Origin of the sequence: Devosia sp. (genome assembly GCF_028290435.1) — a bacterium.
In the GTDB taxonomy this organism is placed as follows: Bacteria; Pseudomonadota; Alphaproteobacteria; order Rhizobiales; family Devosiaceae; genus Devosia.
This window is the reverse complement of sequence record NZ_JAQGJV010000047.1, coordinates 13,243-28,448: the sequence shown is the minus strand read 5'-3', so window position 1 is coordinate 28,448 and position 15,206 is coordinate 13,243. Positions and strand designations below refer to the sequence as shown.

Genomic DNA, 15,206 nt, shown 5'->3' with positions numbered 1-15,206 from the left:
CCCAAGGCGCTGGGCCGTCTCAACAAGACCGCCGGCGCCATGATGGCCACGGCCGCCGGCCTCGTCGTCTGGCAGCATTAGATCGCGCGTTCGGTCTGCCGATCGAACAGGTGCACATTGCCCGGCTCGATGCGCACGCCGACATTGTCGCCGGCCTTGGCTGCGGTACGCCCGGTCTCGACCACGGTGAGTTCCGGCGTGGTCGCGGTCGTCACATAGGTCATCGACCCTGTCGACTCCACCACCGCCACCGGCAGCCGCAGGCTCGCCTGCTCCAGCGGCACGACGCTCAGATGCTCGGGGCGCAGCCCTACCGTCACCTGCCGATTAGCCTCGACCTGCCGGCCCAGTTCGATACTCGGCGAACCGGGCAGTTCCAGCACCACTTCGTGTCCATTGGCGGCAATCGTGCCCGGCACGAAATTCATCGCCGGCGACCCGATAAAGCCCGCGACAAACTTGTTGGCCGGCGTATCGTAGAGCTCCAGCGGCGCGCCCTGCTGCTCGATCACCCCTTCGCGCATAACCACGACATGGTCAGCCATGGTCATGGCCTCGATCTGGTCATGCGTCACGTAAACCGAGGTCGCCCCCAGCCGGTCATGCAGGCTGCGAATTTCCTTGCGCATCTGCACCCGCAGCGCCGCGTCGAGATTGGATAGCGGCTCGTCGAACAAAAACGCCTTGGGATGGCGGATAATCGCCCGCCCCATCGCCACGCGTTGCCGTTGCCCGCCCGAAAGCTCGCGCGGATAGCGATCCAGCAGGCCGGTCAGCCCGGTGGTGGAGGCGATCTCCTCGGCCGCCTTGCGCGCAACATCCTTCTTCACGCCCTTGATGCGCAGCGAATAGGTGAGATTTTCCGCCACCGTCATATGCGGATAAAGCGCATAGGACTGGAACACCATGGCCACGTCGCGCTTGCGCGGCGGCACGTTGTTGATCACCTCGCCGGCGATTCTGATCATGCCGCCTGAAATGCTCTCCAGCCCCGCCAGCGAGCGCAGCAGCGTAGACTTGCCGCAGCCCGACGGGCCAACCAGCGCCACGAAACTCCCCTTCTCGATGCGCAGGCTGACGTCCTTGAGCGCGTGGTAGGTGCCGTAATGCTTGTTGATATTGGCTAACTCGATCTGGATTTCGCTCACTTGAGTTCTCCAATTTGAGGACAGATACGCATCGTCATTTGACCGCTCCCACCACGACGCCCCGCGTCAGGGTGCGCTGGAAGATCAAAAAGAAGATCAGCGTGGGCGCCATGCCCAACAGCGACGCCGCGGCTTGTAGCGTCGGGTCCGACATGTTCTGCCCGCGCGTCAGCCCCATCGCCACCGACACAGTCTGGTTGTTATTGGACACCAGCATCACCAGCGGGATCAGGAACTCGTTCCAGGTCCAGATGAAGAAGAATGTCCCCACCACCATCAGCGATGGCCGCAGCACCGGCACCACGACCTGCCACAGGATTTGCCAGCGATTGGCGCCATCCATTTCGGCCGCCTCGATGATTTCCTTTGGAAAGCTGCCCAGCACCGACGACAGCAGGTAGGTGCCGAAGGCGCTCTGGAGCACGGCGAAAATGATGATCACCGACAACTGCGTGTCATAAAGGCCGGTGGCCTTGGCCATGTAGTAGAGCGGATAAACGATGGATTCCTGCGGCACCATGATGCCGATCAGCAGGACCACCAGGATAACGCGCGAACCACGCACCTTGCCGATGCCGATGGCATAAGCGTTGAGCAGGCTGATGAGCACGCCAAAGACCGCAACCACGAGGCTGATGATCGCGCTGTTCAGCAGCTTGCGGCCAAAATCCGCCACGTCCCAGAACTTCTTGAGCGCAGTGAAATCGACCGACGTCGGCAGCGACAGCGGGCCGTTCGCGGCGTAGTCCACGGTGGACTTGATCGAATTGCTCAGCGCCAGGAAGAACGGAAACAGCACCAACAGCAACAGCAGCGTCAGGATGGCGAGAACCACCCAGCGCCCCGCACCGCGCTTGCGCGGACCATAGGCCGCCTCGTCGATGGCATCGCCAGGATTGAGAATTGCATCGGCCATGGTCTATTCCTTCCCCGCCTGGCTGGATTGGAAGCGCAGGAAAATCACGGCCAGCCCGATAGTGAGGATCGTCTGCACCACGGCAATCGAGGCCGCATAGCCGACGCGCTGCGTGGTGAAGAAGTGATAGTAAGTCAGGTATGACGGCACCAGCGTCGCATTGTCCGGCCCACCGGCCGTCAGCACAAAGATCGGCGCGAACACTTTCAACGCCGCAATCAGCGTCGTCAGCACCACTACGAAAATCTCGGGCGCCAGCAAGGGAATGGTGATGGTCACGAGGCGCTGCCACCAGCCGGCGCCATCCAGTTCGGCCGCTTCATAAAGCGCCGGATCGATGCGCGACAGGCCGGCCATGAACACGACAAGGCAATAGCCGACCTGAATCCAGACGATGACCAGCGACACCGCCGGCAGCGCATAGGTCGCGTCGCCCAGCCAGTTCTGCGCCAACCCATCCAGCCCCGGGGCCCGCAGGATGATATTGACCACGCCGACCGGATTGAAGATCCAGCCCCACAACACGCCCGCCGCCGTGATCGGCAGGATCTGCGGCAGGTAGAACGCCGCGCGGAACAGGCTCGAAACCGTCTCGCCGAACTCGTCGCGGATATAATCGAACAGCAACGCCGCCAGCACCAGGCCGAGCACCACCGGAATGATCGTCATCGAGATGACGAACAGCAGCGTATGGCTCATCGAGCCCCAGAATTGCCCGTCGGTCAGCAGTTTTTCGTAATTTTGCAAGCCCACGAACCGTGGGGTGCCGACGCCTTTCCAGGCGGTGAAGCTGAGGGCAAAATTGGCGATCTGCGGCAGTAGCACGATGGCGATGAAGCCAATCGCGCCCGGTATCAAGTAGAGATAGTAGCTGCGCTTGTCTTCCGTGGACGCACCGCTTGGCGTGGCCATTTTCCCCTCCATTATCGATCGGGCCGCGCCTCCAATGGAAGCGCGGCCCGACAAGGATCAGATGTTACTGGTTGGCCTGTGCGTCATCATAGGTCGTCTTCAGTTCGCCGACGAACTGATCGGGCGTCAGGGTGCCCTGCAACAGGCCCGCGACCTTCTGGATCAGCACGTCATAGAAGCCCGGAACCGGCCAGTCGGGATAGAAGCCGAGACCCTGCTTGTCCGCGATTTCCTTGAACACGGCCGAGGCGTTCTGGCCCACCGGATTGGTCACGGTTGCTGCGTCAGCCGCAATCGACACGCCGCCATTGTTGGCCTGTTCGGTTTGGTACTTCGGCGACAGCAGCAGGCTGATCCACTCCTGAGCGAGATCGGGGTTCTTGGAACCCTTCGGAACCACCCAAAGATTGCCGGTCGAGCCGACCGAGTACTTCGGCGTCGGCACCAGGAATTGGCCCCACTTGAAGTCCTTGATGGACGAGCTGAAATTGCCCAGGTTCCAGGTGCCCGAAATGTAGATCGGCGCCTTGCCGGAGGTGAACTGCAGGGCCGCGTCGGGATCCTTGATGCCCGTAGAATCCTTGCTCACATAGCCCTTGGCCACCCAGTCGACCATGGTCTGGGCCGCAAACAGGTAGGGTGCGGTATCGAGCGGAGCCTTGAGGCCCTGATAGTTCTGCACCCAGGTATCGTCAGCCTTGGTATAGGCCAGCGAGGCGAGCACGTGCTGGCCGCTGGTATCTGCGCCGCCCAGAGCGAGCGGCGTGACGCCAGCCGCCTTGAAGGCCTCGAAATCGGCAGTGAGTTCTTCGAGCGTGGTCGGAACCTTCAGACCCGCCTTTTCGAACATGTCGATATTGTAGAAGGCCGAAACATATTCGCCGTATGTGGAAATGCCCCAGATCGGGCCCGAGCCATAGACGCCCACATCGCTGTAGCGGCTGAGCGCGAGCTGGCCCTCGTTGAGGATCTTGTCCCAGCCCTGAGCGGTATAGGCGTCGTCCAGCGACTGCAGCAGGCCCTGGCTGGCGACGAGGCCGGCGGTGGCATTGCCCTTGTTGTATTCCAGAACGTCCGGTGCCTGATCGGAATTGAGGATCATGCTGCCCGAAGCCTGCAACTGCGCAAAGGTCTTCTGCTCGAAGTTGACGGTCACGTCCGGATGGTTAGCCTTGAACTCCTCAAGCGCCTTGGTCCAGGTGATGCCCTGAGCCGATACCGCATCCTCGAACCACCAGATGTTGAACGTCTTGTCCTGGGCATGCGCCATGCCACTCGTCAGCACCATGGCGCCAATCGCCATAGCCAATGTCGACAGTTTCATTTTCAGTCCTCCCATTGTGCGGCCAGCGCCGCGGTTATTTAAAATCGCCAAGGCCCTCTGCGGAGCCTAGGGCTGGCGATCAGACGAGGTCAGGCGACGTAGTCGCCACCCCGGCATTCCTTGAGATAGTTGAGCCCGCGCACCTGGCCGGTCATTTCCAGCGCGTCGCGATAGACCGGATCGTGCCAGCCCTCGATATCGATGGAGCCGACATAGCCGGCCAGCCGCAGTTCGGAGATCACGTCCACCCAATTGGTGTCGCCAAAGCCCGGTGTGCGCATAAACACGAACTTCTCCTTGCCGAAAATGCCGTGCTCCTTGATGACTTCCCAACGGATGGTCGCGTCCTTGCCATGCACGTGGAAGAACTTGTGCGCCCACTTGCGAATTTGGGGCAGTGGATCGATCAGATAGACCATCTGATGGCATGGCTCCCATTCCAGCCCGATATTGTCGTCCGGCGTCTCGTTGAACATCAGCTCCCAAGCATCGGGATTGTGCGCGATGTTCCAGTCGCCGGTCGCCCAATTGCCATCCATGGCGCAGTTCTCGAAGGCGATTTTCACGCCCTTGTCCGCGGCGCGCTTGGCCAGATCGCTCCACACTTCCTTGTAGCGCGGCAGGCTGTCGGTCAGCGGTTTGTTGCGCACGCGGCCGGTAAAGCCAGCGACGCACGTCGCGCCGAAATGGTGGGCATTGTCGATGCAGTCCTTCCAGCCCTGCAGCGTCTGGCGGTCCATCTCCTGGTCCTCCAGCGGATTACCGAACATGCCGATGGTCGAAATGGTGATGTCGCGATTGCCGATGGCCTCAAGCGAGCGCTTGCCCAGTTCCGCCAGGTTCTGCCCATTGGTGGTCTGCCAGAAGAACGGCTCAAAACTCTCGAAACCCAGATCGGCGATCTTGGCGATGTTTTCGGCGCCCTGCCCGGCCGTAGCCTGAATCATGGTGCCGATGCGGATGGACTTGGCTGGGTTGGTCACGAAATGGTCCTCAAACTGCTATGGTGACGCGCTGGCGTGTCTTGGCGCTTTCGATCGCCGCGAACACCATCGCGAGGCTCTTGATATTGTCGTTGCTCGCCGTCTCGGGCGCGCGACCGCCTTCGATGGCATTCAGGAATTCGGCGATGACGCTGGCATGGCCATGGGTCTGGTCGGCATTGTCCGGCTGCGGCACCGCGAGGTCGGCCAGGTCTCGGAAAAACCCGCTGTCGCCGCTCACCACCTTCGCCTCAAAGCTGTCGCCACCATCCCAGATCAGCGTCCCCTTGGTGCCCACGATCCGCCAGGCGCTTTCCCAGCTGGTATTGGCGCCCTCGGCGCTCCAGCTGCCGCGATAGTTGAACACCACGTCGTCGGAAAATTCGAAGATCGCATTGGCCGCCGCGCCATGGCCGTACCAGGAGCCGCGCGGATTGGTTTCGAGGCAATAGACCGCCTCGGGAATCTTGCCGGCCATGAAGCGCGCCGCGTCCAGCGTATGGATCGCCATGTCGAGCAGCAGCACATTGTCCATCTGCTCGCGGAAGCCGCCGAAATGCGCGCCAACGAAGAAATCGCAATGCAGCGCCGTCAACTCACCCAGCGCGCCGCTCTCGAGCAACCGCTTGATCCGCCGCACCCCGGCGATGAAGCGCCGGTTCTGCACGATGGCATGCACCCGCCCCGCCGCTGCCGCCTGCTGCACCAGCGCCCGCCCAGCCGCAATGCTCGTCGCCATCGGCTTTTCGCTGAGCACGTGGCAGCCCTGGCGCAAGCCCATGGTCACGATGCCTTCACGCGCCGCCGGGATCGCCACGTCGAACAACAGATCGGGCTTGGTCTCTGCCAACACTGCATCCAGGTCCGAGCCGATCACCACGTCGCCCAGATTGAACTCGGCAGCCCGTTGTTCGGCCACCGCGCGGTCCAGATCGACCAGTCCGACAATGCGCACGCGCCCCTTGAGCAGGTCGTGATCGGCCAGCGCCGACAACCACCCTTTGGACATGGCACCGCAACCCGCGAGAACGGCCGTAAACGTCAAGATGAAGCCTCCCTTCGGCTATCTCGCCAGTCTGCTTGTGTCTTGTGCGACAGCTTGACTGGGGATATGCCGTAAACGTTTACGACGCTATATTCGGACCCTGATCCGTGTCAATAGGGTTCCGTAAACGTTTCTGATGCGATCCGCGACCTTGGGGATAAACGGTTGAAATCATGAAGGGCATTAGGCGGTTAGCGCAGCATCTCGATATTTCGATCGGCACTGTTTCGCGGGCCCTGAACGGCAAGCCCGACGTCAATGAGGCGACGCGCGAACGCGTCCTCAAGGCCGCTGCCGAACTGGGCTATGTCCCCAATCAGGCCGGCCGGGCGCTGCGCAGCGGCGCCACCGGCGTTATCGGCTTCATGATGCAGACCGGCTCTGAAATCACCGGCCAGGGTGATACCTTCTTCATGGGCGTGTTCGACGGCGTGCAGACCGTGTTCGCCCGCCATCAACTCGATCTCGTCGCCCTGCTCTGCTCGTCCGAGGAAGACCCCGAGGCCTATGTCCAGCGCATCGTCGCGCGCGGCTTCGCCGATGGCCTCATCATCTCGGCCACCCGCCGCAAGGACCCCCGCATCGAATTTCTGGCCCAGCGCCACATCCCCTTCGTTGCCTTGGGCCGCAGCCTGTCCGATGCCGCCCATCCCTGGCTGGACCTCGACTTCGAAGCTTATGCCACGGCCGCCATTGATCGCTTGGTGGCGCGTGGGCACCGCCGCATCGCCATCAGCGCCCCCCATGACGATGTCAACCTCGGCTATGTCTTCGTCGAGCAAAGCCGCCGCGCCCTGGCCGCCCACGGCCTCACGCTCGACGACGACATGATCTTCCGCTCCACGCCCAACGAGGCTGGCGGCTACGACATCGCCAAGCGCCTGCTGCAACGACCCGATCGGCCCACCGCAATTGTCCTGATCAATGAAAGCGTTTCGATCGGCCTCTATCGCGGTCTGTCCGAATCCGGTGTCCGCCCCGGCCGCGACATCGCCGTGATCGGCCTCAACAGCCCGCACGCCACATTCCTGTCGCCAACCCTGACCTGCTTCGGCCTGTCGCTGCGCGATGTCGGCATCGCTCTCGCGGAAGCGCTTTTGGCAACAATGCCGGCCTACCAAGCCGACTATCCGCAAGGCACCGTCCGCCGCCTCTTGCAGTTTGAGTTGATCGAAGGCGAAAGCGACGACTACCGCCTCCCTTGAGCCCGCCTTGTCGATTAGCGCGCCATTGGGAACCATCATCGGCAGGATCAGCATGGTGATATAGAGGATCGCCACCATTGGCGTGCCGCGCATCACCTCGATGAACACGACCGCCATGGTGCGCAGCCCGCCCATTCTGGATTTGCCGCGCCAATGCGAGCAGGACCGCCAGCGGAATGGCGGCGGCAAAGCAGGTGCTGGCGACAAGAAGGGGCAGATCGAGAAAGCTCGATGTGACCAGCGGCGTGATGACCCGCAATGCGTGCGGCAAGACCACCAACCGCATAATCTGAGCGTTATGCAGGCCCAGCGATCGGGCGGCCTCCCATTAACCCCGATCAACCGACCGAATGCCGGCACGGACGATCTCGGCGATCGCTGCGACGAATTTGACAACGAGACCAACCAGCAGCGCGGCAAACTCCGGGGGCAGGCTATAGCCGCCGCGGATATTGAAGCCCCCAAGTGCAGGCACTTCCAAGCGGACCGTGGAGCCGGCAAGGACCACTGCCGCCCCCGAAGACACCAGCCATAAGACCACAATAGCGATGCCGGACTTCCATCATCGAAGTCCGCACTGCCAAGGAGGTGGCGACCGCGGCGCTGCGCCTGCTGCCGCAGGTTCAGGGGGTGATTGCATCGGCGGCAGTGATGGATTATCGCGTCGTGCTGGACATGGTGCCGTCCGTGGACGTGCTCGGCGCACCACGCGAGGCGGCTCGCGGACAATGGTTCTTCGGTTTCGCGGCCTTGCGGGAGGTGGCGGCACTTAGCGCCGCCGAGACGTTGCAGACGGGAAAAAGTGGCCGCCGCCCCTTCAAGGTCGCATGATTTTGCGAACGGCCCTGCCCCTGTCGCCTATGCGCGCAGCACGACCACCTTGGTGTTAACCGGCGTTCGCGAATAAAGGTCGATCATGTCCTGAGTGAGAAGGCCGATACAGCCGCTTGAAATGCCCTTTCCTATCGTTTCGGCCACCCTCGTGCTGTAGAGCGTGTAAAGCGTGTAGGCGCCATTCTGATAGAGGTACAGCGTGCGGGCACCGAGCGGATTGTCCAGGCCTGGCGGCATGCCGCCAGCATATTTGGCGGCTTCCGGCTGCCGCAGGATCATCTCTCTGGGTGGCGTCCAGACTGGCCATTCCGCCTTGCGCCCGATATAGGCGTCCCCACTCCAAAGGAAGCCGGCGCGGCCGACGCTGGCGCCATAACGCGTGGCGTTTCCCTCGCCTTCGATACGGTAGACGTAGTGGTGGCTGGGATCGACGATAATCGTGCCAGCCACCTCTTTGGTGTCGTAGCGCACGGTCCGACGATAAAATTTCGGATCGATCTTGCTGACGGCAACGGCCGGGATCGGGAAGCGCTCATCAGGCACGGGCCCGTAAGCCTTCTCCGCCTCAGCAAGGCTCATACCGCCGGTCGCGCAACCGGAAAGTGCCAGCGCGCCAAGACCGATAGCAGAACCGACCAGAAACGACCTGCGGCTCAAAGCCCCTGCCGTGAGCCGGGACGGAGTGACCTCGTCCATTTCAAGAGCATCCACAATCCCATTGTCTACGATCATGACTTGAAGCCTCCCATTTCCCGTTGCCTGACCAAAGAATAGATCGCAGCGCACCCGCCAAACGCCTGCCAGGAGCGAGATTGGCCTCACCGCGCTCAATTGGCAAGCTTGGCTTTCGTTGAGCGGGACAGCCAAGACAGCCTCGACGGAATACCGGCGCGACAACTCTCACCCCTCAGTCCCGTCGAAATCCCTATTTTCTAGCGGCCAACTCGGGGAGCGTGTCGCACCAAAACCGATTGCAGACGCTCGCTCGGACCAAAATGATTTGAATGATCGCCAACAGAACGCGCTGGAATGCCGATCGAAAATGTGCACGCTTACCGTAGAGCTCGCAAAGAGCCGAAAGGGAGAGCCCAGCACGTCTTGTCGACCGCAGGCGCGGTCATCTGCCTGTCATGCACATCTCATAATGCCGGCAGGCTTCCTGCGCCTTCAGCGGTCGTCTGCGGAAGCAGATCAGTCATCGACCGACTTTGGACTTTAACGCCGCGGATATTCCGCAGGACCTGGAGAACAGCTATGAAACGCCGCTCATTCATGATTTCGGCCGCCGGCACCGCCGCCGGCTTGGCCTTGATGCCCCGCTTTGCCTTCGCCGAGGCTGGCAAGATCGACGTGTATTTCACGTCAGACCAGAACGTGATCGATTTCTGGACCAATGTGATCAAGCCGAAGTTTGAAGCCGCCAATGCCGGCATCACCCTCAACCTGGTTGACGGCGGCGATAGCGCCGGCGTTCAGGCCATTGCCGAGCGCGCACTGGCTGCGCTGCCGAGCGGCGCCGATCCCCAGTCGGACGTTGCCGAAGGCTTCGACACGCGCCTGCCCAGTGGCGGCATCGAGGCCGGCCTCTGGGTCGATTTCTCTAAGGCGGGTCTGTCCAACTATTCCAAGATAAATCCACTGGCGCTGGACGTTCCCACCAGCTTGCCCTATCGCGGTTCGCAGGTCCTTTTGGCCTATGATACCACTAAGCTCGATCCGGCCAATGTACCCAAGACCTGGCCAGCCCTCGTCGCCTGGATCAAGGCCAATCCCGGCCAGTTCATCTACAATCGCCCCGACAAGGGCGGCTCGGGCGGCAATTTCGTCCGTCGTGCCATTTACGAAGCCACCGGCAATGACCCTGCCAAGTTTACCGTCGACAATTACACCCAGGAATTGGCCGACGCTTCCCTGACCCCGGCCTGGGACATCCTCAAGGACCTGTCGGGCTCGCTGTTTGACAATGGCGCCTATACGTCGGGCAATACGCAGTCGGTCCAGCTGCTCAGCCAGTCGGCCGTCACGATGATTCCCGCCTGGTCCGATCAGGCGCTGTCGGCGATCAGCCAGGGTGTGCTCCCCGAAACCACGGGCTTGGTCCAGTTGACCGATCTCGGCCTGCCGGGCGGTTTCACCAAGATTGGCGTGTTCTCCAACGGCGTGAACAAGGATGCGGCGCTCAAGCTGGCCGATTTCGTGCTGACCGAGGAAATCCAGTCCGCCGTGCTGACCGAACTCGGCGGCTATCCGGGCGTGTCGTGGGACTATATCGCCGCCGACCTGCGCGAGAAGTTCAAGGACATCGTGCCGACCTCGATCCCGGTTTTCCCGGGCGGCGATTGGGAAAAGGCCATCAATGACGGCTGGTATCGCGCCGTGGCACCAAACGTCGACCGCACCGCCGCATGACCGTTTTGCCGGCCAACGATATCGTCGGAACAAACAAGAGCAGGAGGCCAGTTGGCCTTCTGCTCGTCGCCGCGCCGGTCCTGCTGGTGTGTTGGCTGATCATCTGGCCGATCATTTCGGCGATCATCCGCACCATCTGGTTGCCTGACGCAGCGGCCGAAAAGCGCTTTTCGCTGGAAACCTACCAGTTCTTCTTTTCCGATCAGTACAGCATCAATAATCTGATGGTGACGCTGTGGACCACCGCAGTGACCGCGCTGATCCTGCTGCTGATCTGCCTGCCCATCGCGCTGTACCTACGCTTTGCGACCAATCGTATCGCCGCCTATGTGCAGGGCCTGGCCATCTTTCCGATGTTCGTACCCTCGATCATTTTGAGTTACGCCTTCATTCGGGTGCTCGGGCCGAACGGTACGGTCGATCTGCTGCTCAATGCCGTGCATCTGCCCCATATCCGCTCGCCCTATCTGACGCCGTGGGGACCGGTCCTTGGCCTGGTCTGGGACAATATCCCGCTGACCGTGCTGATCCTGCTGTCGGGGCTCGGCAACGTCTCCAATCAGTCGATCGAGGCCGCCCGCGATGTCGGCGCCGGCAGGCTCGCCGTGCTGTGGCATATTATCCTGCCGCGCATTTCCAATTCGCTGCTGGTGGCGGTGTCGTTCACCGTTCTCGGAATCTTTTCGGCCTTCACACTGCCCTATGTGCTGGGACCCGCGGCGCCTGAAATGATGGGGCCGTTCATGCAGCGCACCTTCCGCGATCTCAACGATCCGACGACAGCCATTACCCAGGCCGTGATCGCGTTCGGTTTCTGCATCGTGTTCGGGCTGTTCTACGTCTATTCCGTCGCCAAGAATCGAGCGCCCTGATGGCCCGTGCCCTGATCGAAAAGCGCATGGACTGGACCGGTATCGGCTTTGCCGCGGTGCTGACCGTGGTCATCATCTTTCCGCTGCTGGTGGTGGGCACGTGGGCCTTCACTAATGTGTGGCGCTATCCCTCGGTGATCCCGCAGGAATTCGGACTCAAATTCTGGCAGCAGACCTTGGCGCGCGCCGATGTGTGGAGTTCGATCACCACCAGCCTAAGCCTGTCGGTCACGGTGACGCTGCTCTCCTGCGTCATCTGCCTGCCGGCCGCCTATGCGTTTGCGCGCATGGAATTTCCGGCGCGCAACCTGCTGTTCTTCTCCTTCCTCGCAGGCCACGCCTTTCCCAAGTTCGGCCTTCTGGTCGCCATCGCCGGCATCTTCCTGCAGCTCAATCTGATCGCCACTTTCTGGGGCGTGGTGCTGATCCAGCTCGTTGGCACGCTGCTGTTCATGATCTGGATACCGGTCGCGGCATTCCAGTCGGTGGATCGCCGCATGGAAGAGGCCGCCCGCGATGTCGGGGCCAAGCCATTCCGCGTGTTCTGGTCCATCACCCTGCCCCAGGCCGGGCCGACCATCGCGGCGGCGGTGCTGCTCAGTTTCGTCGGCACCTTCTATGAAACCGAGGGCGCCTGGCTGATCGGCGCACCGCAAATCCGCACCCTGCCGGTGCTGATGATCTCGTTCATCAACAACCAACCGGTGATCCAGTATGGCGCTGTGCTGTCGGTGATCCTGTGGGTGCCCTCCTTTGCCGCGCTGCTGTTCGCGCGGCGCATCATCAGCTCGGGCTCGTTCGCCCGCGGCTTCGGCGGCTAGAAAGGTCTTTAGGCGTATGGCCGTGCTTGATATCCAAGGCGTCACCAAGAAGTTTTCCACCACCACGGCAGTGGACGATTTCACCCTGACTGTCGCCGATGGCGAACTGGTCTGCCTGCTCGGCCCTTCGGGTTCCGGCAAATCGACCTTGCTGCGCATGATCGGCGGCTTCGAGACTGCCACCAGTGGCCTCATCACCATCGATGGCGAAGACGTCACCCGCGTCCCCCCTGAACGGCGCCCGACCGGCATGGTGTTCCAGAGCCACGCGCTGTGGACGCATATGAACGTCTTCAACAACCTCGCCTTCGGCCTCAAGCTGCGTCGCCTGCCCAAGGCCGAAATCAAGCGCAAGGTCGAGGCCGTACTCGATCTGGTCGGTCTGGGCGGTTATGGTTCGCGCGCCACCACCCAGCTTTCGGGCGGGCAACAGCAACGCGTGGCGCTCGCCCGCTCGCTGGTGCTGGAGCCCAAGATACTGCTCCTTGACGAACCCTTCGCCAGCCTCGACCAGCATTTGCGCGAACGCCTGCGCGAGGAAGTGCGCGATATCCAGCAGCGGCTCAAGATCACGACGCTGTTCGTGACCCACGGACAGGACGAAGCCCTCGCGCTAGCCGACCGCATCGTCGTCATGCGCGATGGCCACACCGAACAGGCCGACCGTCCTGATGTGGTCTATCGTGAACCCGCAACCCCCTTCGTTGCCGGGTTTATCGGCAGCATGAACCTGGTGGACGGCACGATCGCCAACGGCGTTTTCACCCATACGGGATTTGCCGTGCCGCTGGCTGCGGCCGACGGGCCGGCGACGCTGGCGGTTCGCCCCGAGGCCCTCGATATCGTCCCGGCGGCCGGCGCCGGAATGGCCAAGATCCATCGTGTGACCGATTACGGCACCCATGCCATCGTCGATGTCGACCTGCCCGATGGCGTGCGCCTCAAGGCCATGGTGGGCGAGGCGCGGAACTGGTCAGCCGGTCAGGCCATCGATCTCAAGCCGCGCGCCTTCGCCGCCTATCGCTACAACGCCGCCATCTTCCGGAGCCTCGACAATGGCTGACGCTATTTCAATAAGCCGCAACGGCCATCGCACGTTCTTCAAGTGGCACCGGGGCCGCCGCCGCGCCAGCGACTCCGTCTTCACCGGCTCGCGCATCATCGAAGGCATGCGCCTCGGCGCCAGCGTCGAAGTCGATCTGGTCATCCATGGTGAACGCGGCTTCGCCGTGCTGCATGATATGATCTTGGGCCGCGAAAGCACCGGCGAGGGCGCAGTGCTCTCCAAGACTGCCGCCGAACTGCGCGCGCTGCGGCTGCGCGACAATGCCGGCACCCCGATCGATGAGCCGATCATGCTGCTTGACGATCTGGCGGCGCTGCTGGCAAGCGAGACGGTTCATCCCGATGCCTTGCTGCAACTCGACTACAAGGAAGACGCTGCGGCGCTCGATCCTGTCGCCCTCGATAATTTCGCCCGCAGCGTCGCACTCGTGGCGCGCAACATGATCCTGTCATCCGGCGATGCCGAGGCCGTTCGCCTGCTGACCACGGCCGCGTCGGGGGTCCGCATCGGCTACGATCCCTGCCATGGCAGCGCCTTGGACAATCTGGCCAAAAGCCAGGACTTCGCCGGCTTCGTGGCCGATGCCGTGGCAGCTTCTCCCAACGCCGAGATGATCTATCTGGAGTGGCGACTGGTGCTCGGCGCCGATGACGCCGGCTTCGACTTCATCGCGGCGTTCCACGCTCATGGGAGGCGGATCGACGCCTACACCATCCAGCGCTCCGATCCTGAAAGCGTCGCAAGCGTCGAGCGCCTGTTGGCGCTCAAGGTCGACCAGATCACCACCGATGATCCCGAAGGACTGGCCGCCGCCTTGGCTTAACTCGGGTCCTTGCGCGGCACGTCCCTGAGCTTCTCGATCAAAAAGGCATGCGTCGCCTTGTTGGCGACGATCAAGGTGCCGGTCTTTTCGTAGAATTCCGGCCCACGACCCCACCAATCAGTTACCACGCCGCCGGCTTCCTCGACCAAGAGAATGCCCACGGCCGTATCGACAAACCCGGTCTCCTCGAAATACCCGGTGAGCCGGCCCATCGCCACATAGGCGCAGGAGTTGGCGGCGCTGCCCACGATGCGCACCGCGCCGATCGGTGCACGGATGGCATCGAGGCGCTCGTAGGCGCCCGGATAGAGCTGCAGGTTCGGCGTCGGCAAGCCGGTGCCAACGGTCATCAGGCCGATGTCGGTCTGCTGGCTGACCTGCAGCCGCTCACCGTTAAGGAAGGCGCCTTGCCCCTTGATGACCGTAAACATCTCGTCGACGGGCGGATTGTAAAGCACGCCGCAAACGGTTTCGTTGCCACGCCGCAGCGCGATCGAGATGGTGTAGTGCATGCCGTTGATGAAGTTGGTCGTTCCATCGATCGGATCGACCAGCCAGCGGTATTCCAGGTTCCGGCCGGTGACGGCATCGAATTCCTCGCCGGTAAAACTCCAGTCCGGATAGCGCTCGAACAGGAATTTGCGGATCAGCAGTTCCGATTCCTTATCGGCATCGGACACAAAATCGGCCGGTCCCTTGATGCCGATTTCAAGCTCGCGGAACTGCTTGAAATATCCAAGTGTAAGCGCACCCGCCTGGCGGGCAAGCTCCGTAATGTCGGCGAGGACGGCGTCGTAATCTATCGACATGAGGCGAATCTCCGGGCTCCACACATCATACCCCCTCTA

General features: G+C 62.1%; 16 protein-coding genes. 8 read left to right on the top strand and 8 right to left on the bottom strand.

The window, feature by feature from the left end; translation table 11 throughout:
- Positions 1-77: 77 nt before the first annotated feature.
- The 6 genes from JWP26_RS11520 to JWP26_RS11495 all read right to left on the bottom strand — a co-directional run bounded on the left by JWP26_RS11520 (position 78) and on the right by JWP26_RS11495 (position 6,328).
- Entirely contained in the window at positions 78-1,148 is a 1,071-nt protein-coding gene (locus JWP26_RS11520) for an ABC transporter ATP-binding protein (protein WP_299727393.1), read from the bottom strand.
- Between the two features lie 34 nt (positions 1,149-1,182).
- Positions 1,183-2,064 (bottom strand): carbohydrate ABC transporter permease, encoded by an 882-nt coding sequence (locus JWP26_RS11515; RefSeq protein WP_299727389.1) that lies wholly within the window; start codon positions 2,062-2,064, stop codon positions 1,183-1,185.
- Between the two features lie 3 nt (positions 2,065-2,067).
- The gene (locus JWP26_RS11510) at positions 2,068-2,976 is read right to left on the bottom strand and encodes a carbohydrate ABC transporter permease (protein ID WP_299727386.1); all 909 of its coding nucleotides are present in this window, start codon (positions 2,974-2,976) and stop codon (positions 2,068-2,070) included.
- 64 nt (positions 2,977-3,040) lie between these two features.
- Positions 3,041-4,300 (bottom strand): extracellular solute-binding protein, encoded by a 1,260-nt coding sequence (locus tag JWP26_RS11505; protein WP_299727384.1) that lies wholly within the window; start codon positions 4,298-4,300, stop codon positions 3,041-3,043.
- Positions 4,301-4,389: 89 nt separating this feature from the next.
- Positions 4,390-5,283, bottom strand: a complete 894-nt coding sequence (locus JWP26_RS11500; RefSeq protein WP_299727382.1) for a sugar phosphate isomerase/epimerase — start codon at positions 5,281-5,283, stop codon at positions 4,390-4,392.
- 10 nt (positions 5,284-5,293) lie between these two features.
- Entirely contained in the window at positions 5,294-6,328 is a 1,035-nt protein-coding gene (locus JWP26_RS11495) for a Gfo/Idh/MocA family oxidoreductase (RefSeq protein WP_299727380.1), read from the bottom strand.
- A gap of 173 nt (positions 6,329-6,501) precedes the next feature.
- Here JWP26_RS11495 and JWP26_RS11490 point away from each other — a divergent pair, with 173 nt between their 5' ends.
- The 3 genes from JWP26_RS11490 to JWP26_RS11480 all read left to right on the top strand — a co-directional run bounded on the left by JWP26_RS11490 (position 6,502) and on the right by JWP26_RS11480 (position 8,364).
- Entirely contained in the window at positions 6,502-7,533 is a 1,032-nt protein-coding gene (locus JWP26_RS11490) for a LacI family DNA-binding transcriptional regulator (protein WP_299727376.1), read from the top strand.
- An 82-nt stretch (positions 7,534-7,615) separates the two neighbouring features.
- Positions 7,616-8,068, top strand: coding sequence for a hypothetical protein (locus JWP26_RS11485; RefSeq protein ID WP_299727374.1), 453 nt, complete (start codon positions 7,616-7,618; stop codon positions 8,066-8,068).
- A gap of 53 nt (positions 8,069-8,121) precedes the next feature.
- Positions 8,122-8,364 carry a hypothetical protein gene (locus tag JWP26_RS11480; RefSeq protein ID WP_367184118.1) on the top strand — a complete coding sequence of 81 codons (243 nt, stop codon included), beginning with the start codon at positions 8,122-8,124 and terminating at the stop codon, positions 8,362-8,364.
- A 27-nt stretch (positions 8,365-8,391) separates the two neighbouring features.
- Here JWP26_RS11480 and JWP26_RS11475 read toward each other — a convergent pair whose 3' ends face one another.
- Positions 8,392-9,099, bottom strand: coding sequence for a L,D-transpeptidase (locus JWP26_RS11475; protein WP_299727372.1), 708 nt, complete (start codon positions 9,097-9,099; stop codon positions 8,392-8,394).
- Between the two features lie 522 nt (positions 9,100-9,621).
- Between JWP26_RS11475 and JWP26_RS11470 the strand changes: the two genes are divergently transcribed.
- The 5 genes from JWP26_RS11470 to JWP26_RS11450 are packed head-to-tail and all read left to right on the top strand — an operon-like array spanning position 9,622 to position 14,358.
- Entirely contained in the window at positions 9,622-10,776 is a 1,155-nt protein-coding gene (locus tag JWP26_RS11470; protein ID WP_299727370.1) for an extracellular solute-binding protein, read from the top strand.
- On the top strand, positions 10,773-11,648 hold the full coding sequence (locus tag JWP26_RS11465; protein WP_299727368.1) for an ABC transporter permease: 876 nt from the start codon (positions 10,773-10,775) through the stop codon (positions 11,646-11,648). The genes JWP26_RS11470 and JWP26_RS11465 overlap by 4 nt, the downstream gene beginning before the upstream one ends.
- Positions 11,648-12,469, top strand: a complete 822-nt coding sequence (locus JWP26_RS11460; protein WP_299727366.1) for an ABC transporter permease — start codon at positions 11,648-11,650, stop codon at positions 12,467-12,469. The genes JWP26_RS11465 and JWP26_RS11460 overlap by 1 nt, the downstream gene beginning before the upstream one ends.
- Before the next feature lie 16 nt (positions 12,470-12,485).
- The gene (locus JWP26_RS11455) at positions 12,486-13,532 is read left to right on the top strand and encodes an ABC transporter ATP-binding protein (RefSeq protein ID WP_299727364.1); all 1,047 of its coding nucleotides are present in this window, start codon (positions 12,486-12,488) and stop codon (positions 13,530-13,532) included.
- On the top strand, positions 13,525-14,358 hold the full coding sequence (locus JWP26_RS11450; protein WP_299727362.1) for a glycerophosphodiester phosphodiesterase family protein: 834 nt from the start codon (positions 13,525-13,527) through the stop codon (positions 14,356-14,358). Before JWP26_RS11455 ends, JWP26_RS11450 begins: the two co-directional genes overlap by 8 nt.
- Here the strand turns inward: JWP26_RS11450 and JWP26_RS11445 are convergent.
- On the bottom strand, positions 14,355-15,167 hold the full coding sequence (locus JWP26_RS11445) for an inositol monophosphatase family protein (RefSeq protein WP_299727360.1): 813 nt from the start codon (positions 15,165-15,167) through the stop codon (positions 14,355-14,357). The two genes, JWP26_RS11450 and JWP26_RS11445, sit on opposite strands and share 4 nt — an antisense overlap.
- Between the last annotated feature and the right edge of the window lie 39 nt (positions 15,168-15,206).